This window comes from Roseinatronobacter sp. (assembly GCF_051859525.1).
Classification (GTDB): domain Bacteria; phylum Pseudomonadota; class Alphaproteobacteria; order Rhodobacterales; family Rhodobacteraceae; genus Roseinatronobacter.
In genome coordinates this window covers 30,456-51,146 of record NZ_JBHYFM010000018.1, presented here as the reverse complement: position 1 = coordinate 51,146, position 20,691 = coordinate 30,456, and the positions used below count along the sequence as shown (strand labels likewise).

Below are 20,691 nucleotides of genomic sequence, written 5' to 3'. Positions count from 1 at the left end.
CGCAATGTTCCTGTTCCTGTCCGGCACTGTTTGATTTGAAACAGAAAACCAGTGTGCTATGCAAACCCCGTGATTGTGTTTAATATATTGCCCGAGTGCTTAGATGGACGAAATCGTTAAGGCCGATCAGGGGCGCTGGCTTGGGCTGGGTATGAAACAGGGCGACATGACTGGTGATATCACACCTGATGGCACTGATGCGCGCCTGAATGATATTCAGGGCCTTGTGGTGGGTTTGATCAACCGCCTGCTCAGCACCAATATCGAAGATATTGACCATGCGATTGATGATGCACTGGCCAGTATCGGCGCCTTTACCGGACGCGACCGCGCCTATGTGTTCGTGCGCCACGGCGAAACCGCCGACAATACCCATGAATGGTGCGCGGCCGGGGTCGAGCCGATGAAAGATGCCCTTCAGGGCATTTCTATGGACGAATTTCACACAGTGCGCGATTTGCTGGATCAGGGGCAGGCGGCGAATATTTCAGATGTGCGCGACTACCCCGAAACCTCGGATACGCGGCAGTTTCTGGAGGCGCAGGGAATCCGCTCCATGCTGCTGGTTCCGATGGTGCCGGATGGCGAGTTGTTCGGCGTGGTCGGGTTTGACAGTGTGTCAAGTGTGGGCTTCTTTTCCCCCAGCGAGATTTATTTGCTGCGCTCGTTTGCGGATGTGGTGACCTCTGTTCTGCTGCGCCGTGATTCGGTTCTGGCAGTGCGCGCCGCACAAGAAGAGCTGGCGCGCGAGCGTGCGTTTCTGCAAGGCATTGTCAGCACCAGCGCGACAGGTTTTGTGGTTCTGTCCAGCGAAGGGCGCATAATTTATGCCAATGACGCCGCTGAGACAGTTCTGGGCGTGGATCGCGACTTCATGATGGGCGAGATGTATAACAGCCCGAAATGGAAGCTGACAGATCTGGATGGCAAACCCGTCAGGAATGAGGACGAACCTTTTGTCATTGTGCAAAAGACCGGACGTATGGTGCAGAACCACCGTGTCGCGCTGCATTGTGACGACGGGGTGCGCTATTCGTCGTTCAACGCCGCACCAATCGCGGGCGCAGACGGGCAGGATGCGCGTGTGGTGTATGCGGTGACCGATGTGACCGCGCTTGTGAAGGCCGAGCAGGCGCGCGCTGTCGCGCTGGATGAAGCGCGCCGCGCAAATGTGGCGAAATCGAACTTTCTGGCGAAAATGAGCCATGAAATCCGGACGCCGCTGAATGGAATATTGGGTATTTCCGACATTCTGGCCGAAACCATTACCGATAAGACCAGCGTGCAAATGCTGAATGTGTTGCGCAATTCCGGAACCTTGTTGATGGGTATCATCAACGACCTGCTGGACATGAGCAAGATTGAAGCGGACGCCCTGGAACTGGAGGCGGTTCCGTTCCTGCTGTCGGATCTGGCGCGCCGCACCGAGGAGGTGCACACCCTGCGCGCGGCGGAAAAGGGGCTGTCCTTCAGCGTTCGGATCGAGGATGCGATTGATGCCCCGCGCCTTGGGGACCCGCAGCGCCTGACCCAGATTTTGCACAATCTTATCAGCAACGCGGTCAAGTTCACGCAGCAGGGTTATGTCAATGTCTGGCTGTCGGCACTTGATGACACCATGATACAGATTTGCGTCGAGGACAGCGGCATCGGCATGACGCCGGCACAGTTGGACCGCGTATTCGCGCCGTTTTCCCAGGCGGACAGTTCCATCTCGCGCCGGTTCGGGGGCACGGGGCTGGGCATGTCGATCGTCAAGCGGCTGGTCGAGATGATGGATGGCACGGTTGATCTGGACAGCACCGAAGGGCAGGGCACCAGGATCGTCGTCAAACTGCCCTTGCCTGTGGCAGATGAGACGGAGACTGGCGCAAAGCGTCAATCCACCGCCCCCGAGGGTAAACCCGTAGCCGATATTGCGCTGCCGCCGCTGTCAATTCTTGTCGCCGACGACAACCGCACCAACCAGATGATCCTGGGCATAATGCTGGGCCAGATCGGGGCGCAGGCCACAATGACGAATGACGGATTATCGGCGTTGGAACGCTTCAAGCAGGGCGCGTTCGATGTGCTGGTGCTTGATATTTCCATGCCGGGAATGGACGGGGTGACATTGTTGAATGCCATTCGCACAGAAGAAAGCATACGCGGGCTGCCCCGCACGCCCGCACTGGCCTTCACTGCGAATGCAATGTCCCATCAGGTGGCGGCCTACCGCGCCGCAGGTTTTGACGACTGCCTGACAAAACCGCTGCGACGCGAGGATCTGGTCATGGCGCTGTCACGGCTGGTCACCCCGCGCCCCTGATACGCGGTTCTAGAGCTTGTCGCGTTCCGTCGCCTTCACGCAACAGGTTCTGGTTCATTGTTTCTGCATGTCTTGATGCGCAAAACCGGTTCCCACTTTTGCGCAACACGCTCTAGCGAAGGGCGGGCAGGGTCAGTGTTGCGGCATTGCAGGCGCGTTGCAATGTGCGCGCATCGCAGGGGCGGGGGGCCAGATCGCGGTTCAGGCAGATACGCAACTCTTGCAGCTTGCCTGAATGGCAGGTTGCAAAAATCATGTCATCGCCAATGTTCGGGTTGTCCTGTTGCACCATGCCGGTCAATCCGGCTGGTTCTATGCGCCGGTCGGCCTGCGTTGCCTGCACGGGGAGGCGGAATGTGGCAAATGCCCGCCGCGTGGCGTCAAAATATCCGTCAGCGTTCAGCCCGCTGCATGTGCCATGCTTGCGCCATTGATGCCACGCAAGGCCCGATGACCCCATGATGTCCACCATCTCCGCAGTCTGCGCGTGGGAAGGGGCGGCATGCGGGGTGTCACAAAACTCTGGCCATGTGCCATCGGGGTTTTGTGGCCACAGGCCATGGACAAGCCATCCTGCGCCTGACCCGCGCGCGCATCTGTCGTCATTGCGCGCATCCCCTTCGCGCGCGCACCAGCTGGGTGTCCAGCTGACGGCCAGAATGAAATACCCGTCATCCGCACCGGCCGCAGGCGGGCGCGACAGCATGGCATAGGCAGCCAGCACCAGCCCCAGAATCACAACCCCGAACACAGCCCGCATTTTCACTTTCCCTTGCAGCCAAGTAACGCTATAACGCGCCCATTCCCCGAAATCGAGGATAAGCAGGTCCGCCCTGCGGCCGATTTTCCGGCGGGAAGAATTTATGTGCGCATGACGGATGCGCCAAATGACAGGAGTGCATGTCATGTCGAAACCGCTGATGCCCAAGGCAACCGCCGTCTGGCTGGTGGACAATACGACCCTGAGCTTCAAACAGATCGCGGATTTCTGCGGTCTGCACGAGTTGGAAGTGCAGGGCATCGCCGATGGTGACGTCGCAGGTGGCGTCAAAGGGTTTGACCCCGTTGCCAATAACCAGCTTGATCAGGTCGAAATCGATCGCGGCGAAAATGATGTCCGCTACAAGCTGAAGCTGAAATATAACCCCGCCGCCGAGGGCGAGGAAAAGCGCCGCGGGCCGCGCTACACGCCACTGTCCAAGCGGCAGGACCGCCCCGCATCAATCTTGTGGCTGGTGAAATTCCATCCCGAACTGGCCGATGCCCAGATCCGGCGCCTGGTCGGGACCACCAACAGCACGATTCAGGCCATTCGTGAACGCACGCACTGGAACATAAGCAACCTGCAACCCATCGATCCGGTTGCGCTGGGCCTGTGCCGCCAGTCCGAACTGGACAAGGAGGTGCAGAAATCTGCCGCCAAGCGCGCTGCGGAAGGCGGCATCATGTCCGACGACGAACGCCGCAAGCTGGTATCTACCGAACAGTCGCTTGACATGGACCCCGAACCCAAAATGCCCGCTGGCATTGCCGGTCTGGAAAACTTCACGATGAGCGATCTGAAATCGGAAGATGAAGATCAGGCGCGCCCCGCCGATTACAGCGATGCTGACAGTTTCTTCAACCTGCCGGATGATGCAGACGATGAGGACGAGGACAGCGACAGCACCGATCCGCGCGACCGCTGAGGCCTGAAGGCGCGATACTGCCCGTATTGGGACGCAAAATTGGGAAACACTGATGAAATTCACGTTGTCATGGCTGGCGGACCATCTGGAAACTGATGCTACGCTGGATCAGATCACCGATGCGCTGACCGATCTGGGGTTGGAAGTCGAAGACGTGTCCGACCCCTCTGCAACCCTTGGCGCGTTTCGGATCGCCCGCGTGATCGAAGCTGTCCAGCACCCTGATGCGGACAGGCTGCGGTTGTGCCGTGTGGAAACATGGCCGGACGGGCCTGATGGTCCATCGCAAGAAGTGCAGGTCGTGTGCGGCGCACCCAATGCGCGCACCGGCATGCGCGGTGTGTTCGCGCCCGTTGGCACCCATGTTCCCGGCACAGGCGTGGACCTGAAACCCGGTGTCATTCGCGGGCAGGCCAGCAATGGCATGCTGTGTTCCGAACGCGAATTGATGCTGTCTGACGCGCATGACGGTATTATCGATTTGCCCGATGATGCGCCCCTTGGGCAGCGGTTTATTGATTATGCGGGCCTGAATGATCCGGTGATCGACATTGCAATCACCCCTAACCGGCCCGATGCGCTGGGCGTGCGCGGCATTGCGCGCGATCTGGCCGCGCGTGGTCTGGGCACGCTGAAGCCGCTTGTCGTGGAACCCGTGGCGGGGCAGTTTCCCAGCCCCGTCAGCGTGACAATCGCGCCAGAGCTGAAGGAAAAGGGCTGTCCGCTGTTTGCCGGACGCGTCATTCGCGGGGTCCGCAATGGCCCGTCGCCTGCGTGGCTGCAAAAGCGCCTGCGCGCGATTGGCCTGCGCCCCATTTCCGCGCTGGTGGATATTACCAATTTCTTCACCTTTGACCTGAACCGCCCGTTGCATGTGTTTGATGCCGACAAGGTGCAGGGCGGATTGCGCATTCACCCCGCCAACGGGGATGAGGAAATTCTGGCGCTGGACGAGAAAACCTACAAACCCGCTGCAGGCCATATGCTGATATCGGATGATAACGGTGTTGAAAGCATTGCAGGCATCATGGGGGGCGAGCATTCCGGCTGCACCGGGGACACAGTGAATGTGTTTCTGGAATCGGCCTATTGGACGCCCATCACCATTGCGGCAACCGGTCGCGCGCTGAAAATCAATTCGGATGCGCGGTATCGGTTTGAACGCGGGGTTGACCCTGCCTTCACGCTGGACGGGCTGGAACTGGCCACAAAAATGGTGCTGGACCTGTGCGGTGGCACCCCGTCCGATGTTGCCCTTGACGGGGCCGTGCCCGACACGACACGCGCCTACCGTTTTGATGCGGCGCGCGTTGGGTCACTGGTTGGCATGGACATTCCCGAAGATGTGCAGCGCGCCACACTGACCGCGCTGGGCTTCCGGCTGGACGGGGATCAGGCCTTCGTTCCCAGCTGGCGCCCCGACATTCAGGGCGAGGCCGATCTGGTCGAGGAAATTGCCCGCATCGCGTCCCTGACCAAGCTGGAAGGCAAGCCCTTGCCGCGCATGCAATCGGGCGTGCCGCGCCCCATTCTGACGCCTTTGCAAACACGCGAACGTGCCGCACGCCGCATGCTGGCGGGCTTGGGGTATAATGAATGCGTGACCTACAGTTTCATTGATGGCGCTGCCGCCGCGCTGTTTGGCGGTGGTGCGGATGATGTGCGGCTGGAAAACCCGATTTCGTCGGAAATGACGCATATGCGCCCTGACCTGCTGCCGGGGCTGTTGCAGGCCGCCAGCCGCAATCAGGCGCGCGGGGCGCAGGATCTGGCCTTGTTTGAAGTGGGGCCTGCCTTTTCAGGTGGTGAACCGGGCGAACAGCATATTCAGGCCGCCGGCATTCTGGTTGGCGCGACTGCGCCGCGTGACCCGTTCGGCAGCCGCCGCGCGGTGGACCTGTATGACGCCAAGGCGGATGCCGAAGCGGTCCTGTCAGCCATTGGTGCGCCGTCCAAATTCCAGATACACCGCAAATTGCCTGACTGGTTCCATCCGGGCCGTGCGGGCGTCATCTCGCTTGGGCCGAAACTGCCGCTGGCGGTGTTTGGCGAATTGCACCCCCGCGTGCTGAAGGCGTTTGACATCAAGGGGCCGGTCGTGGGCTTCACCGTTCTGGTGGAAAACCCGCCCTTGCCGAAGGCGCGCAAAACATCACGTCAGGCGCTGAATATCAGCACCTTGCAGCCGGTGGACCGTGACTTCGCCTTTGTGGTCGCCGCGGATGTCGAGGCGCTGAATGTTGTGAATGCAGCACTTGGGGCCGACAAGGCGCTGATTGCGGGCGTGCAGGTGTTTGACGAATTCGCAGGACCAAAAGCCGATGCGCAACTGGGTACGGGCCTGAAATCGCTTGCGATTACGGTGCGCATGCAACCCAGCGACAAGACCCTGACCGAGGAAGAGATTGAACAGGTCAGCCGCAAGATTGTTGAAAAAGTGCAAAAGGCCACAGGCGGCACATTGCGCGCGTAAACTGCGGGCTGGTCGCGCCTTGCGCGGCCAGCTTCCCGCCACCGTTGCAGATCAGGACACCAGCCCCGCGTCCAGACGCATTTTATGACCCGCGCCCAGATCCTGCCATTGCGCCAGTGGCCGTTCCATACCCAGCGGGTAAATCGGTGCCGCCGTAACCGCAGATGCGGCATTGCGAATGAACCGCTGGCCCGGGTGGGACACAGGCACCGCTTCCAGCAGGCGTTTGGTATAGGGGTGGGCAGGGTTGGCCAGAACGCTGCGCGCTGGCCCCTGTTCGACAATATTGCCGCGATACATGACCAGAATGCGGTCGGCGACCCGTTCGACCACCGCCATATCATGCGATATGAACAAAAGCGCCATATCCTCGGAGTGTTTCAACCCTTCCAGCAGGTCCAGAATCTGGCCCTGAATGGCCACATCCAGCGCCGAGACAGGTTCGTCCGCGATCAGCACTTTCGGGCGCAGCACCAGCGCGCGGGCAATGCATATACGCTGGCGCTGACCGCCCGAAAACTGGTGCGGATAGCGGTCCAGCGTGCCGTTCGGCAGGCCGACCTTGGCGACAAGATTTTGCAGCGCCGCATCGCTGCCCTGTTCGGTTTGTCCCAGCCCGCGAATGCGCAACGGTTCGGTCAGGATCTGGCGTACCGACATGCGCGGGTCCAGCGCGGCATAGGGGTCTTGAAAGATCATCTGGATATTGCGCCGCGCATGGCGCAATTCTTCACCCGTCAGGGTAAACAGGTCCTGCCCGTCCAGAAATGCGCGCCCTTCCTTGCTGGGCACCAGCCGCAGCAGGGATTTGGCAAGGGTGGATTTGCCGCACCCGCTTTCGCCGATAATCGCCACGGTTTCGCGCGGGTGCAGATCGAAGGAAATATCCTCAACCGCGTGCAGATTGGCAATATGCCTGCGCAAGAAGACGGAACGTACCGGAAATTGTGTGCTCAGATGGCGGACCGACAAGACAGGCGCAATGGTTTGCGCGGTTGGGGTGGGGGGCGTCGCGGGGGCTGCTGCCTGCCGGAATTTCGGCGCAGACGCCAGCAATTTGCGCGTGTAATCATGGGCCGGCGCATCAAATACGTCCAGCACAGGGCCTTGTTCCACAATGCGCCCGTTCAGCATGACCGCCACACGGTCGGCAATTTCAGCCACCACACCCATATCATGGGTGATAAACAACACCGACATGCCGGTTTCCTGTTGCAAGCTGCGGATCAGACCCAGAATTTCGGCCTGAACCGTCACATCCAGCGCGGTGGTGGGTTCATCCGCAATCAGGATTTGCGGGCGGCAGACCAATGCCATGGCGATCATGACACGCTGGCGCATGCCGCCCGACAATTCATGCGGATACTGGCGCATACGGCCCGCGGGGTCGGTCAGGCGCACTTTTTCCAGCATTGCGATGGCGGTGGCGCGGGCCGTGTCGGTCTTGTCCGGCTGGTGCTGGTGAATCGCCTCCTCCAGTTGTGCGCCGATGGTCATGACGGGGTTCAGCGATGTCATCGGGTCTTGAAAGATCATCGCGATACGCGCCCCGCGCAGGGCGCGCATGCGCGATTGTGACAGTTGCGCCAGATCAAGCGGGGCCGCACCTTGCGGCTGGTGCAGCATGATGCGGCCCGCGCTGATCTGCCCGCCCTGATGGTCGATCAGCCGCATGATGGATTTGACCGTCACCGACTTGCCCGAACCGGATTCGCCCACCAGTGCCAGAACCTCGCCCTCGAACAGGGACAGTGACACATCCTTGACAGCGGGTGCGGCTGCATTGCCGAAATGGACATTCAGCCCCTCTAGGGTCAGCAGCGGGTTTGCAGCGGGCATGGTGGGTCCTTTCTGGGGCGGTTTCAGGCGGAAACGGGTGTGCGCATGGCCCATGCGCGGATTTCCAGCAGGGAATCGCGGCGCGACGCATCCATGCGCACAACCGACAGGCCGGGGGGGGCGTTGGGGTCAACCCATTCGTTCCAGACGGGCACAAAGGCAGGCCAGTCGCCCATATCGGCCAGCCAGACCTGAACCTGCACGATCCGGTCACGCCCGCTGCCCATCTGTTCCAGCAAATCGTCGATCACGCCCAGAATATCGCGGCTTTGCCCCGTAAAATCGGCGGCCTTGTCCGGCGCGGTCAGGCAGACCGACGCAATATCGCCCGCCGCAGACCCAAGAAAGATTTTCGGCCCCCAACTGTCGATACGCCCTGTTTTCTGAATGCTCATGCTTACACCTCGGCCTTGTAGGCGACGGCCACGATTTCCAGCAACAGATCGGGGCGATACAATTCGCCGGACACACAGGTGCGGGCGGGCGGGTTGGCGGGGTCTACCCACTGGTTCCAGACGGAATTCAGACCGGAAAAGTAGCGCATATCCTTCAGCCAGATGGTCACTGTGAACAGGTCGGCCTGTGTCAGCCCCGCCTCGCGCAGCAATTCGTCCAGCTTGTCGATCGCATCTTGCGCCTGCGCCTTGATGTCCCCATCCAGATTGCGTGGCTGGATGCCCGTCATATGAACCCAGTTGCCGCTTTTGCACAAAAGCGCGCGATGTGCGCCGTCCATGGTTTCGGTGTGGCTGCGTGTGATCATGAATACGTCCTTTGGTTAGTGGGATTTCAATTTAGGGTCGAACTGGTTGCGCAATGCGTCCCCCAGCAGGTTCAGCCCCAGCACAGTCAGGAAAATGGCCAGCCCCGGAAACAGCGCCATCCACCACGCACTGGAGATGTAGGAGCGTGCATCTGACAACATGCCGCCCCAGGTTGGAATACTTGGTGGCACCCCAAGGCCCAGAAAACTGAGCGATGATTCCGAGATGATGGCGTTTGCCATCGCAAAACTGGTCATGACAATGACCGACAGCATGACATTGGGCAGGATATGCTGGCGCAGAATGAACCAGTGCCCCGCGCCCAGCGATTGCGCGGCCAGAATGAATTCGCGTTCGCGCAGGGCCATGCTCTCGGCGCGGGTTACACGGCAATAGGGGATCCAGCGCTGCGCGGTCAGCGCGACAATCACGATGGTCAGCCCCTGTCCGATAAAGGCCACGATTGCAATCGCCAGCATCAGCGGCGGAAAGGACCAGAAGATTTCCGCCACTTTCTGGATCGCACTGTCAATGCGCCCGCGAAAATAGCCCGATACGATGCCCAGAAACACCCCCGCCACACTGGCCAGCAGGGCGACGGCCGTTGCAATGATCAGCGACACACGCGCGCCGTGAATGATCCGGCTAAGGATGTCGCGACCCACATGGTCGGTGCCCAGCACATGCGGGCCGCGCCAGTCCGGTGGCGTCAGGGCCAGCATCAGGTCCTGCCGGTTGGGCGCATGCGGGGCAATCAGGTCCGCAAACAGGCCGAAGACGACCAGCAACACGATTGTCAGACCCCCATAGATGCCCTTGAACCCTGTCAGGTGGCGGTATTGTGTGCGCAGGCCATGCCAGCGGTCGCGCAGGGGGATTGCGGTTCGGGAAGCGTCTTGCATGTCAGTTCATCCGTATGCGCGGGTCGATCAGGGTGTACAGCAGGTCGATCAGCAGGTTCATCACGATGAACATGCCGGTATAGACCAGCACCAACCCGATAATCAGCGGGAAATCCCGCGATGAAATCCCGTTGATAAGCAGGCTGCCAATGCCCGGCCATGCAAAGACGGTTTCCACGATCATCGCGCCCGACAGCAATGTGCCGAATTCCAGCCCGATGATGGTGACAACGCCCACCATGGCGTTCCGAAAGGCATGGCGCCACAGTACGCGGGCCTCGCTTACGCCTTTGGACCGCGCGGTCATCACGAAATCCTCGCGCAGGGCGTCCAGAACCTGTGCGCGGGTCATCTGGGTGATGATGCCCGTCATGTTGGTGCCCAGAACAATCGCGGGCAAGGCAAGGTGTTTCAGGGCCGCGCCCAGTGCATCCCAACGCCCTGCCAGAATGGAATCGAGGATCAGAAACCCCGTGATACTCTCGACCCCAAGCCCCCAGGGTTCGCGCCCGCCCGATGGCAGGATATTCAGATAGCCCGCAAATAACAGGATCAGCAAAATGCCCAGCCAGAAATTCGGCATGGATATGCCCGCGAAGCTGAAGGCCGATGCAATCGCATCCCATGCCGTGCCGGGGCGGGCGGCCGCCAGAACGCCCAAGGGCACACCGACGCCCACCGCGATCAGCGTGGCCGCAACCGCCAGTTCTATGGTGGCGGGCAGGCGTTCCATGACAATTTCAATGACCGGCATTTTATAGCGGAAGGACATGCCGAAATCGCCCGTCAGGGCATTTCCCAGAAAGTTCAGAAACTGGATGAAGGGCGGGCGGTCCAGCCCCCATGCCTCGCGGATGCGCGCCTTGTCAGCCTCTGATGCCTCGTCCGAGATCAGCATGGTCACCGCATCGCCGGGGGCAAGTTGCATCAGGGTGAAGATGATACCGGACACGACAATCAGCACCGGCACCGCACCCGCAAGGCGTTTGATGAAATATAGCAGCATACGCGCCTTCCTTTTGAAATCAGGCCCGAAACAGGTTCGGGCCTGTGGTTTCATGTTCAGTTCACGAAGATTTCCCAACCGTCGGCGCGGTCAGCAGGGCGCGGCTGGAACGATATGTCCTTGGACACACCCCAGCCCATCTGGTGCTGCCACATGAACGCCGCCGGCGCCTGATCCACCAGCCTGCGAATTGCGGCCTGCATCTTCAGCGCGCGTTCGTTCGCGTCGAATTCGGACCGTTCAGCGCCCAGCAGTTCGTCAAGCTCCGCGTCTGAAAAGCCGATGCGCGGCGACCCGCCAGTGGCGAAATACTGGTGCAGCGCACGCGACGGGTCGATCATGGACCCGCGCCCCATATAGTAGAAGGGCACATTGCCTTGCTGCACATTTGCCCACAGGGTTGCCCATTCCGGCGTGTCCAGCGTGACAGTGAAACCCGCTTCTTCCAGCATGGGCACCATGGCTTCGGCTATCTGGCGGTCGGCAGTGTAGCGGCCCACAGGTGTGGACAGGGTCACTTCTACCCCTTCCAGATCGACCGATTGCAACAATTCGCGCGCTTTCGCAGGGTCATAGTCGAACGGTGTGGTGAAGTCTGGGTCAAAGCCGATCTGACCTTCGCTTACGGGGCCGTGCAGAATGGTTGCCTGATCTTGCAAAATGGCGCGGACAATCGCTTCGCGGTTGATGGCATGAACAACCGCCTGCCGCGCTTCCAGCACATCCCACGGGTGGGTGTTGGGCGACATGGCCAGAAACATCATCTCGACCGAATTGGTTGTCGCAATATCGGCATTGGGCAGGTCGCGCACGCGCTGCATCAGTTGCGGGGGAACCCCTTGGGCAATCTGCACCTCGCCATTGGCTAGGGCCGTCACACGCTGTTCGGGTTCGGGCATGATGCGGTACATGATCTGCGCGGGGTTGTTCGGTGCTGTCATCGGGTGGGCGTCATCGCGTTCGATGATCATGTGCTGGCCGATGCTGACCTCGACCAGCTTGTAAGGGCCTGCACCGTATGGGGCCTGACGGAACATGTCGTCGCCCAGTTCGTCAAACAGCGCCTTGGATGTGACCTGCACACCGGCCAGATTGTCGGGCACCGTGGCATCAGGGGTCTGGGTGGTGATGTGCACGGTCAGGTCGTCAATCGCCTCGACATTGGCCCAATCACTGACAAGGAAGGATTTGCCCGATCCGGGGTTATTGGCCATATAGTCTATGGAATGCACGATATCGGCGGCCAGAACCGGATCACCGTTATGACGTGTCAGCCCCTCGGGCAGGGTTATTTCCCATGTCAGATCATCAATCGCGCGGACGGATTCTGCCAGATAGGGAATGAATTCGCCCGCGTCAAAGTCATAGCGCGTGACGCAGCCATAGACCTGACACCAGACGCTGCCCATCAATACCACAGGGTCGGCATAGGGGTTGTAGCCCGAAATTGTTTCGGTTGTGGCAATGGCAACGCGCGCATCGGTGTAATCCTGTGCGGCCAAGGGGGCGGCCGTTGCGGCCAGTGCAGCCACGCTCAAGCTGGATAAAGTTGTTTTTCGCATCTTGGTCATCCCGTTTGGGGCCAGTCGTTCAGACAAGGCGTTTGCTTATTCAGTGACCGTTCGCCCGAATTTGCGCGGTCTCGTAATAAGTGAACGTTTACTTACCTACAGGGAAGCGATAAAACAGTTTCATCGACAAGACTGGGCTGGTCACGGCAATGTTGACCATGATTTAAACAAAGCGCCTTAGTTCTGCGCAAAATTGGGACGGGAATTGTGGAAAGCACGACATTAGACAGGCCAGACGATTCGGCCCTTGGCGTTCAGGAACGGCTGTTGGTCGCAGGCACGGCGGAATTTGTCCGCCACGGGTTTCAGGGCGCCAGCATTTCAACGATTGTGGCTGCTGCACAATGCAATGTGCGCATGGTTTATCATTATTTCGGCAACAAGCTGGGCCTGTATCGCGCCTGTATCGCCCGCGCCTACCGCCATTTGCGCGATGCCGAAGCGCAGGCGGATTTCTGGAACGCCCCCCCGCGCGACGCGATTGCGGAACTTGTGCGCTTTACCTTCGACTATATGCTACAGCACCCCGAATTTCAGGGCCTGATGCGCGTCGAGAATATGGCCGACGGACAACATGTGCGCGCCGTGGCCGATGTGAATGACCGCGCGGCCAGCCTGTTCGGGCGTATGAACACTGTATTGGATCAGGGGTTGCGCAACGGTGACTTCGGGCAGCGCCCTGATGCAGGTGCGCTGTATCTGTCCATTCTGGGCCTGTGCACCATCCATATCGCAAACCGCCATACAATGCAGGTTGTCATGGGGCGTGACCTGTCCAGCCCTGATTTTCTGGCCGCGCGCCGTGAAGAAGTGGTTGGCATTATTCTGGCGTCCTTGCAGCAGGGCGCAGCATGAGTGGCGCAGTGTCCACGCCGCACCCGCTGGCAACTGCGGCGGGCATGCAGGTGTTGCGCGCAGGCGGCACCGCGCCCGAGGCATTGATCGCCGCAGGCGCGGTTCTGACAGTGGTGATGCCGCATTTTTGCGGTCTGGGCGGTGATGCGGTCTGGCTGGTGGCCCCCGCCAAAGGGGCCGCGCGCAGCTTTCTGGCCATAGGGCAGGGGCTGGAGCGTCCGTTTCCGCGCGGCCCCATCCCGTTGCGCGGGCCGCAATCGGTCCTGACCAGTGCGGCCGTGCTCGCAGGCTGGGCGCATGCGCTTGATTTCGCGCGCGCTAGGTTGGGGGGGCGGGCGCAATGGCACGATTTGCTTGCGCCAGCCATTGCCCATGCCGATACCGGCTTTGCGGTCACCCCGTCGCAGGAATTCTGGTCACGGTTCAGGGCACAGGAGGCCGTGACATGGCCGGGCTTTGCCGCGCTTTACATGGAAAACGGCCAGCCCTTGCAGGCAGGTGCGCTGCTGCGCCAGCAAGGTCTGGCGGGTTCGCTGCGGGCACTGGCCGAGGATGGCGCGCGGGCGTTTTATCAAGGCGCGCTGTCTCGCCAGATCGTTGACGGGTTGCGCGCCGCTGGCGTGCAGATATCGCAACAAGACCTTGCACGCACCACCTGCCGCGACGCGCGGCCCCTGTCGCTGTCCTATCGTGGCATGACCCTGCTGGCCCCGCCGCCGCCCACACAGGGTCTGACGACCTTGCAAATCATGGGGCAGTTGCGCGCGCTGGATCTGACCCGCATGCAGGCGGGCAGCGCCGATCATATACATCTATGTGTCGAGGCCGTGAAACGCGCGTTCTTGCAGCGCGGCCAGATCGCCGATCCCGCCGCCCACCCCATGGATACAGACCGCCACCTTGACCCCGCGCGGCTGGACGGCTGGGCGCAGGACATATCCATGTCCCATGCCCTGCCATGGCCGCATGTCTGGGCGCATGGGGATACAGTGTTTCTGGGCGCGATTGATGAGATGGGCAATGCCGCCAGCGTGTTGCAAAGCACTTATTTCGACTGGGGCAGTGGCGTGGTGGCGGGTGACACCGGCATTGTGTGGCAAAATCGCGGGGCTGCGTTCAGCGCTGATCCGGCCCATGTCAATGCCTTCGCGCCCGGCAAACTGCCTTTCTATACCCTGAACCCCGGGATGGCCCTGCAAGATGGCGTTCCAAAACTGGTTTACGGCACCCAAGGCGCAGACGGGCAGCCCCAGACCCTTGCCATGCTATTGACGCGGATGATCGATTTTGACCAGTCGCCACCAGATGCGCTGGCCGGTCCGCGGTTTCTTCTGGGGCGCACCTTCTCGGACAGTCGCGACAGCCTGAAACTGGAGGCGGATGTGGACCCGCAAACGCGCACGCAGCTGGCCGCGCGTGGCCATGAAATCCTTGTGATCCCCGCGCAAAGCCCAATGGCGGGGCTGGCCGGTGTGGTGCAAAGCGGCGTGGATGGAATTCACGCATGGCATGATCCGCGCGTCTGAGGTCTGTATGCGGCGCAGGGGCGCGCAACAGCCGACCTGTTACAGGGTGATGTAGCGTGCAAGAACCTGCCGGAAGATTTGCGCGGTGTCCTGCCAGCAGGGCAGGGCGGTTCCCGCCAGATGGCTTTTGCGGGACAAATCGTCATACAGCGTCTTGTCGGACAGCAGATCGCGCAGGGCATGGGCGAAGGCATCCGGATCATCGGGCGGGACCAGCAAACCAGCGCCATGCAGGGTTTCGCCCACTGCGCCGCTGTCACAACTGACCACGGGCAGGGAATGCAACTGCGCCTCGCCCAGCACGATGCCATAGCCTTCATAGCGGGTGGCCAGTGCGAATATATGGGCGCAGCGGTAATATTGTGACAGCGCGGCCTGCGACAACTCCCCCGCGATCAGGACACGATCCTGTAGCGTCAGGCTGTGACGTAAATCTTCCAGCTGTTTCAGGTACCCCATGTCCTGCACCATGCCGACGATCACGGATTGCCAGTTCAGGTCGGTCACCTGCCCCAAAGCGCGCAGTAAAATATCATGCCCCTTGCGCGGACAGATCAGCCCGACGCTTAGTATCAGGGGCGGGTCCATAGGCGGCAGGGGCGGGGGGGCAGGGTCAGTGCGGTCAAACCCCGGCGGCGCAACTGTAATACGCGCGGCATCAACCCCGAAGCGGTCTTGCAAAAGCCCCCCGATATGCCCGGAGGGGACGATGATATGCTGCGCATGGTCCAGATTGGCCGTCTCCCGCGCAATCAGTTCCGCCGCGCGCGCGGGCGCAAGTCCGGTTTCCAAACCCAGCGGGTGGTGCAGCATCACGATGACGGGCCTGTTCAGGCTGGCCGCATCGCGGGTTTGCATCGCGCCGAATGTCAGCCCGTCAATGATCAGGGGCATCCCTGCTGGCAGGGCATGCAGGCGGGCAAGTGTTTCGCGCGTGTCATCAGCACTGGGTGCGGGCCAGCTTGCGGGCAGGGCGACATGCTGCACCGGCTGGCCGCAGGCGCGCAGACTCTCGATCACCCGCCGGTCGTAATGGGTGCCGCCACTGCGTGTGTGGATATCGCCGGGCAGGGCGAAGGCAACAGCGCGCTGCGCCGCACCCCCCGTCATACGCCCCCCTCGCGGCTGCGCGTCCAGCGGTAAAGCCACACAGGCGCCAGCAATGCGCCATCGGGCTGGCGCAGGCGCAAACGCAGTTCCGCCACATCCATATCGTCTGGCGGGGTGAATACAAAACTGGCCCGCAACGCCGGATCATCCGCGTGCAGCCGGTAGAACGCAGCGCCCGTGATATATGTGCCCGTGTCGTCATCCCCGAAGTCAAGTTGCACCAGCGCAGGCGCAATACCGTCCAAACCTGCCACGACAGGGGCAAAATCGATGACGAACAACCGCCCTTCGGCCAGATTGGGCTCAATCCCCGATGCGCTGCGCAGCGGCAATAGCGGGTAGTCCTGCGCGGGCAGCGATGCAGGGCCGGGCGCGCACCAGTCCAGCCGGTAGTCGAAGCGGTGCTCGCCCGCATCCAGCGCGGCAGCAGGACGCCAGAAGGCGACGATATTGTCGGCGAATTCATTCGGTGTGGGGATTTCAAGCAATGTCACCGCGCCCGCGCCCCAATCCCCTTGTGGAATGACCCATGCTGTCGGGCGGCGGTGATAGGCCCCTTCCTGATCGTGGAAATCGTTGTATGCCGTGGGCATCTGGACCAGCCCGAACCCACGCGGGTTTGTATCGACAAAGGCCGATATCTGCACCTGCGCGGGGTTTGCCAGCGGCCGCCACAGCCGCTCGCCCGCGCCATTGTCAATGACCAGCACATCACTGTCATGCACTGCGGGGCGAAAATCATCTATGGCTGCCGGCCCAAGGGCGTTGTGCTGGAACATGGAGGTCAGCGGCGCAATTCCCGCATCATCGATGCGGGTGCGGGCAAACAGGTGCAAGCTGCACTCCATACTTGTTGTCTGGCCGGGCTCCAGCGTGGCGATCAGTGCGGCGGACGCGCGCGGGCTGTCGATCAGGCAACCGAAGTGCAGGCGCTTGCCCGCCTCGAATACCGCGATATAGCGGGTGACGGGGAATTCTTCGGCTGTGGGGCCACCTGTGCCAAGGGACAGCGCGCGCGCGGACAGGCCATAGACCGTATCTTTCGCCAATGCGCGGAAATAGCTTGCCCCCTGAAGCACCAGAACCTCGTCCCAGTTTCCCGCGCTGTTCAGTTGATGGCGCAGTCGCAGCCCCGAAAACCCCATGTCAGGCAAATGGCCCTGTTCCGGCGGCGGGCTGAAATAGCGCGGGTCAAAACTGAACATCTGCGCAGAAAAATCAGTGTCATGGCCGGGCAGCGCAATGCTGACAGGGTCGGCAAACAGCCAGCCCGGCGGCAGCAGATCCGCCACGAATTCCGGCCCCAGCGCCAGATCGGCCGCATAGCCGGACCGCGGGCGAATGCCGCGATGGCTGTCATAGCTTAACCCGTCAAAGGGCGGGGCCAGAACCTGCGGACGCGGCGCATAGGGGTGTCTGGCCAGATCGCGCGCGGCCTGTATCAGCGCGTCGGGCGTGGTCGGGCCGGATGATGCGCCCGCCCGTGCAGGGCGGGGCATAAGAACAGGCGCAAGGGCTGCGGCGCAAACACCGTTCAGGAAATGGCGTCGGTTCATGCGGCGTCCTTTCGGTGTGGCTGTTGGCCCTGTCCGCTTTGGCCGGGATCGGGGGCGCGTAAAACCACCATGCTGTAGCTCATGATACCCGCGCGGTAGGCCTGGGTCAGGGCATTCCCCCCCACCATATTTGCAAAGACGGCAAACCGTGTCAGGCCCAGCCAGTCCGCCACCGGACCGGCAAAGCGCAAGGCGCGGTCACGCATGCGGTCCAGCCGCAGCAGCGCGTTCAGGTCGTGTTGGGCAAGCGTGTCATAGCCCAGTTCCTGCGCCTGCGTGACGAAGGTGCTGCGCGGGGTCACATGCCCCAGCCGCCAGCCGCGCCGGAACGCGCCCACCAGCGCCTGTTCGCGTTTTGACAGCTTGGTGTCGGCGCGCGCCAGCATGTCATCCACGACCACCAGCACCCCGCCGGGGGCCAGATGCGCGCGCGCCGCATCCAGAAACCGCGCAGCGCTGTCGATATGGACATGGCTTTCAATCGCCAGAACCAGATCTGCGCGTGGCAGCGTGGTGGGCAGGGTGAAATCCGATTGTATGAACTGGCAGCGGTCCCCCAGCCCGCGCGCGGTGGCATGCAAACGTGCCAGTCGCACCTGTTGCGCGCTAAGCGTGATGCCTGCCATACGGGCGTTTGGCCACAATGCCGCCAGATGGAACACGCTGCCCCCCACGCCACAACCCAGATCACAGACATGATCGGGCGCGCGCCCCAATGCGGACAGCGCAGCCTTGGCAATCAGGTCGTTGGCATGGGCGGCGGCGGCTTCGGGGGTGGTGATCCCCTCGGCCCAAAGCGGGCGGTGGATGGCCAGTGCCGCGCCACTGCCCCCCACGGCCAGAAAACGCGCGGTACTTGCATCGTAATATTGCGCGACCGCGTTTTGTTTTGGTGCGGCATCCAGCCAGCGTATCAGCCATGGCGCCGCCAGCAGCGGTCCCGTAACCGGCATCACCATCGCCGCCGATAGCAGCGCTGTTGCACTTGTGCCGATCAGCAACTGGGGTGAAATTACCGCCGTCAGGATGACAAGCGCGGAAATCTGCTCGCCGCGCCCCGTGAACGCTGCGCGCCGGCCAATCTGGCCCGATGGTTTCCAGCCCGCATCCCTGCCCGCCACCAGCGCCAGCAGGAAGCCGCTGCGCCGGATCATGCCAATGGGGGCAAACAGCGTTGTCAGCCATAATTCAGCCCATAATGCGCGCCAAAGGATGCGTTTGCGACCAGCGCTGCGCAGGGTCCGGCGATGCGCCACCAGCCCCGCGAATTTGGGCACCATCAACAAGGAGAGGGCACCTGCCAGCGACCATATGGCCGCAGCACTGGCATGAACGGCACCGGATCCCATCAGCACAACCAGCGCCAGCCAGATCGGGGCCGACAGGTAGGAATGAATGCCCGCCAGCAGGTGCAGGCGGCTTGCTGGGTGCAACCCGCGCCGCGCGATCAGGCGAAGATGCTGCAAATTGCCCTGTGCCCAACGCCTGTCCCGACGCAGATGGCCGGACACGGTTTCGGGGGCATCCTCGAAACTGCCGCGCGCATCCGGCACGATCCGGACATGCCAGCCCGCCGCGCGCATGAAGGCGGCCTCGATGAAGTCATGGCTCAGGATCGGGCCGCCGAAGGGCGGGCGACCGGAAAGCGGCGCAAGCCTTGCGACCTGCGAAAACGCCTGAACCCGCAACAGGGCGTTATGGCCCCAGTAATTGCCCGCATCCCCGCTAAGCCGTGCCAGCCCGTGCACGAACACAGGACCGCACAGCCGCGCTGACAGGCGTTGCATCGCGGCCATCCGGCTGGTGCCGGGGCGCAACCTGATTGCCGCCTGAACCAGCCCGAGGCGCGGATCACCGGCCATGCAGCCCCGCATCGCGGCCAGTCGCGCGGCGCTGAAACTGCTATCGGCATCCAGAACCAGCATTGTGTCGAAATCCTGCCCGTAGCCTTGCAGCCAGTCCAGCAGATTGCCCGGTTTGCGGCCTTCGGGGGCTGTGCGATTGCGCCAGATGATGCGGTCCCCCAGCGGCGCAAGCGCGGCGCGTTCGCGCGCGACGGCATCATGCCCCTGCGTGTCGGATAATACGAATACTGTGCAGGATTGCGCCTGTCCGGTGTGGTCCAGCCCGCGCAACATGGCGGCAATGCGTTCTGCCATGGGTTCCGGCGGCTCGCCGCAGACCAGCCATAAAATCGCGCAGCGCTGGCGGTTCATGTCCTGCACGCTGTCCATCTGGCCTTGGGGGGCGGCAGGCTGGCGCAGTGTCCAGAACCCGATCAGCGCGGCAACAGCCGCCGCAGACAGCCACAGCGCATTTGCGGCGAACAAGGTTATGACAAGGCCAGCCAGCACGGGGTTTGTCGCCGCAATATCCAGCCCGTACCACAAGACCGCGCTAAGTGCGCCGCCAAGGCCAAGACTGGCCAGCACATGCAACCGCCGCAACGGGGTCAACATCACTGCGGCCCTTTGCCAAGGGGCGGCCAGATGCGCGCAAAAACCCCGTCCTTGCGCAGCAAATGATGCACTCCTGCCCCGATATGCCCCACAATCAGCAGCGCCAGTGCAAACCGCGCATTGGCATGCACGAATTTCGCGGTCTCTGCCAGCGTGTCGGATCGGGGCACGAAAACGGGCACGCCCATGGCGTCAAGCATCTCGATGGGGAAGCCGCCTGCGCGCACACGGACATAGCCGCTGATCGTCATTACCAGCAGCAGCGTATAAAGTGCCCAATGCGCGGCGCGTGCAAGTCTGGCCTGAAGGGGCGGCATTGTGGCGGGCATCGGGGGCGCAGGGGAAATTACCCGCCAGACAAGCCGCAGCAGCACCAGCAACAGGATTATGACGCCGCCGTTCTTGTGCAGGATGAACAGCAGATCCTGCGTCGGACGCGCAAGCCCTTCTGCCAGCATGATGACGCCTACGGGGAAAGTCGCAAGAACCATCACGGCCACGACCCAATGCAACAGGCGTGTGACAGGCGCATAGCGCTGCAGTTTTTTTGGTCCGGCACTCATCTGGCGACTTTCATGTGAACAACACGCATATTCCCAAATCATAGGGCGATTGTGCAAAAGGCAAGAAAACA

General features: G+C 61.7%; 16 protein-coding genes. 5 read left to right on the top strand and 11 right to left on the bottom strand.

Annotated elements, in window-relative coordinates; translation table 11 throughout:
* Nucleotides 1-103 precede the first annotated feature (103 nt).
* On the top strand, nucleotides 104-2,308 hold the full coding sequence (locus tag ACTIE1_RS12750) for an ATP-binding protein (RefSeq protein WP_439562419.1): 2,205 nt from the start codon (nucleotides 104-106) through the stop codon (nucleotides 2,306-2,308).
* Between the two features lie 112 nt (nucleotides 2,309-2,420).
* Here the strand turns inward: ACTIE1_RS12750 and ACTIE1_RS12745 are convergent, their stop codons facing one another.
* A complete protein-coding gene (locus ACTIE1_RS12745) occupies nucleotides 2,421-3,068 on the bottom strand; it encodes a ribonuclease T2 family protein (RefSeq protein WP_439562418.1) in 648 nt (215 codons plus the stop codon).
* A 145-nt stretch (nucleotides 3,069-3,213) separates the two neighbouring features.
* On the opposite strand from ACTIE1_RS12745, the gene ACTIE1_RS12740 reads away from it, so the two are divergent.
* Both ACTIE1_RS12740 and pheT read left to right on the top strand, forming a co-directional pair.
* Nucleotides 3,214-3,996, top strand: coding sequence for a DUF1013 domain-containing protein (locus ACTIE1_RS12740; RefSeq protein ID WP_439562417.1), 783 nt, complete (start codon nucleotides 3,214-3,216; stop codon nucleotides 3,994-3,996).
* A gap of 52 nt (nucleotides 3,997-4,048) precedes the next feature.
* Entirely contained in the window at nucleotides 4,049-6,469 is a 2,421-nt protein-coding gene (pheT, locus tag ACTIE1_RS12735) for a phenylalanine--tRNA ligase subunit beta (protein WP_439562416.1), read from the top strand.
* A gap of 51 nt (nucleotides 6,470-6,520) precedes the next feature.
* Here the strand turns inward: pheT and ACTIE1_RS12730 are convergent, their stop codons facing one another.
* From ACTIE1_RS12730 to ACTIE1_RS12705, 6 genes are read right to left on the bottom strand one after another with little or no spacing between them, the layout of a single operon-like run.
* Complete coding sequence (locus ACTIE1_RS12730) at nucleotides 6,521-8,308, bottom strand: ABC transporter ATP-binding protein (protein ID WP_439562415.1); 1,788 nt, start codon at nucleotides 8,306-8,308, stop codon at nucleotides 6,521-6,523.
* A 23-nt stretch (nucleotides 8,309-8,331) separates the two neighbouring features.
* Nucleotides 8,332-8,703 (bottom strand): Rid family hydrolase, encoded by a 372-nt coding sequence (locus tag ACTIE1_RS12725; protein WP_439562414.1) that lies wholly within the window; start codon nucleotides 8,701-8,703, stop codon nucleotides 8,332-8,334.
* Nucleotides 8,704-8,705: 2 nt separating this feature from the next.
* The gene (locus tag ACTIE1_RS12720; RefSeq protein ID WP_439562413.1) at nucleotides 8,706-9,071 is read right to left on the bottom strand and encodes a RidA family protein; all 366 of its coding nucleotides are present in this window, start codon (nucleotides 9,069-9,071) and stop codon (nucleotides 8,706-8,708) included.
* Nucleotides 9,072-9,086: 15 nt separating this feature from the next.
* Nucleotides 9,087-9,974, bottom strand: coding sequence for an ABC transporter permease (locus ACTIE1_RS12715; protein WP_439562412.1), 888 nt, complete (start codon nucleotides 9,972-9,974; stop codon nucleotides 9,087-9,089).
* 1 nt (nucleotide 9,975) lies between these two features.
* A complete protein-coding gene (locus ACTIE1_RS12710) occupies nucleotides 9,976-10,980 on the bottom strand; it encodes an ABC transporter permease (RefSeq protein ID WP_439562411.1) in 1,005 nt (334 codons plus the stop codon).
* A 56-nt stretch (nucleotides 10,981-11,036) separates the two neighbouring features.
* The gene (locus ACTIE1_RS12705; RefSeq protein WP_439562410.1) at nucleotides 11,037-12,542 is read right to left on the bottom strand and encodes an ABC transporter substrate-binding protein; all 1,506 of its coding nucleotides are present in this window, start codon (nucleotides 12,540-12,542) and stop codon (nucleotides 11,037-11,039) included.
* 216 nt (nucleotides 12,543-12,758) lie between these two features.
* Between ACTIE1_RS12705 and ACTIE1_RS12700 the strand changes: the two genes are divergently transcribed.
* Both ACTIE1_RS12700 and ACTIE1_RS12695 read left to right on the top strand, forming a co-directional pair.
* Complete coding sequence (locus tag ACTIE1_RS12700; protein WP_439562409.1) at nucleotides 12,759-13,406, top strand: TetR family transcriptional regulator; 648 nt, start codon at nucleotides 12,759-12,761, stop codon at nucleotides 13,404-13,406.
* On the top strand, nucleotides 13,403-14,932 hold the full coding sequence (locus ACTIE1_RS12695; RefSeq protein WP_439562408.1) for a gamma-glutamyltransferase family protein: 1,530 nt from the start codon (nucleotides 13,403-13,405) through the stop codon (nucleotides 14,930-14,932). The genes ACTIE1_RS12700 and ACTIE1_RS12695 overlap by 4 nt, the downstream gene beginning before the upstream one ends.
* Before the next feature lie 39 nt (nucleotides 14,933-14,971).
* Here ACTIE1_RS12695 and ACTIE1_RS12690 read toward each other — a convergent pair whose 3' ends face one another.
* Genes ACTIE1_RS12690 through ACTIE1_RS12675 form a run of 4 tightly spaced genes read right to left on the bottom strand, consistent with a single transcriptional unit; the run spans nucleotide 14,972 to nucleotide 20,620 of the window.
* Nucleotides 14,972-16,042: a glycosyltransferase family 4 protein gene (locus tag ACTIE1_RS12690; protein WP_439562407.1), complete on the bottom strand. Its 1,071-nt coding sequence runs from the start codon at nucleotides 16,040-16,042 to the stop codon at nucleotides 14,972-14,974.
* Complete coding sequence (locus tag ACTIE1_RS12685) at nucleotides 16,039-17,598, bottom strand: glucan biosynthesis protein (RefSeq protein ID WP_439562406.1); 1,560 nt, start codon at nucleotides 17,596-17,598, stop codon at nucleotides 16,039-16,041. The genes ACTIE1_RS12690 and ACTIE1_RS12685 overlap by 4 nt, the downstream gene beginning before the upstream one ends.
* Complete coding sequence (mdoH, locus tag ACTIE1_RS12680; RefSeq protein ID WP_439562405.1) at nucleotides 17,595-20,057, bottom strand: glucans biosynthesis glucosyltransferase MdoH; 2,463 nt, start codon at nucleotides 20,055-20,057, stop codon at nucleotides 17,595-17,597. The genes ACTIE1_RS12685 and mdoH overlap by 4 nt, the downstream gene beginning before the upstream one ends.
* The gene (locus ACTIE1_RS12675) at nucleotides 20,057-20,620 is read right to left on the bottom strand and encodes a cytochrome b (RefSeq protein WP_439562404.1); all 564 of its coding nucleotides are present in this window, start codon (nucleotides 20,618-20,620) and stop codon (nucleotides 20,057-20,059) included. Before ACTIE1_RS12675 ends, mdoH begins: the two co-directional genes overlap by 1 nt.
* Between the last annotated feature and the right edge of the window lie 71 nt (nucleotides 20,621-20,691).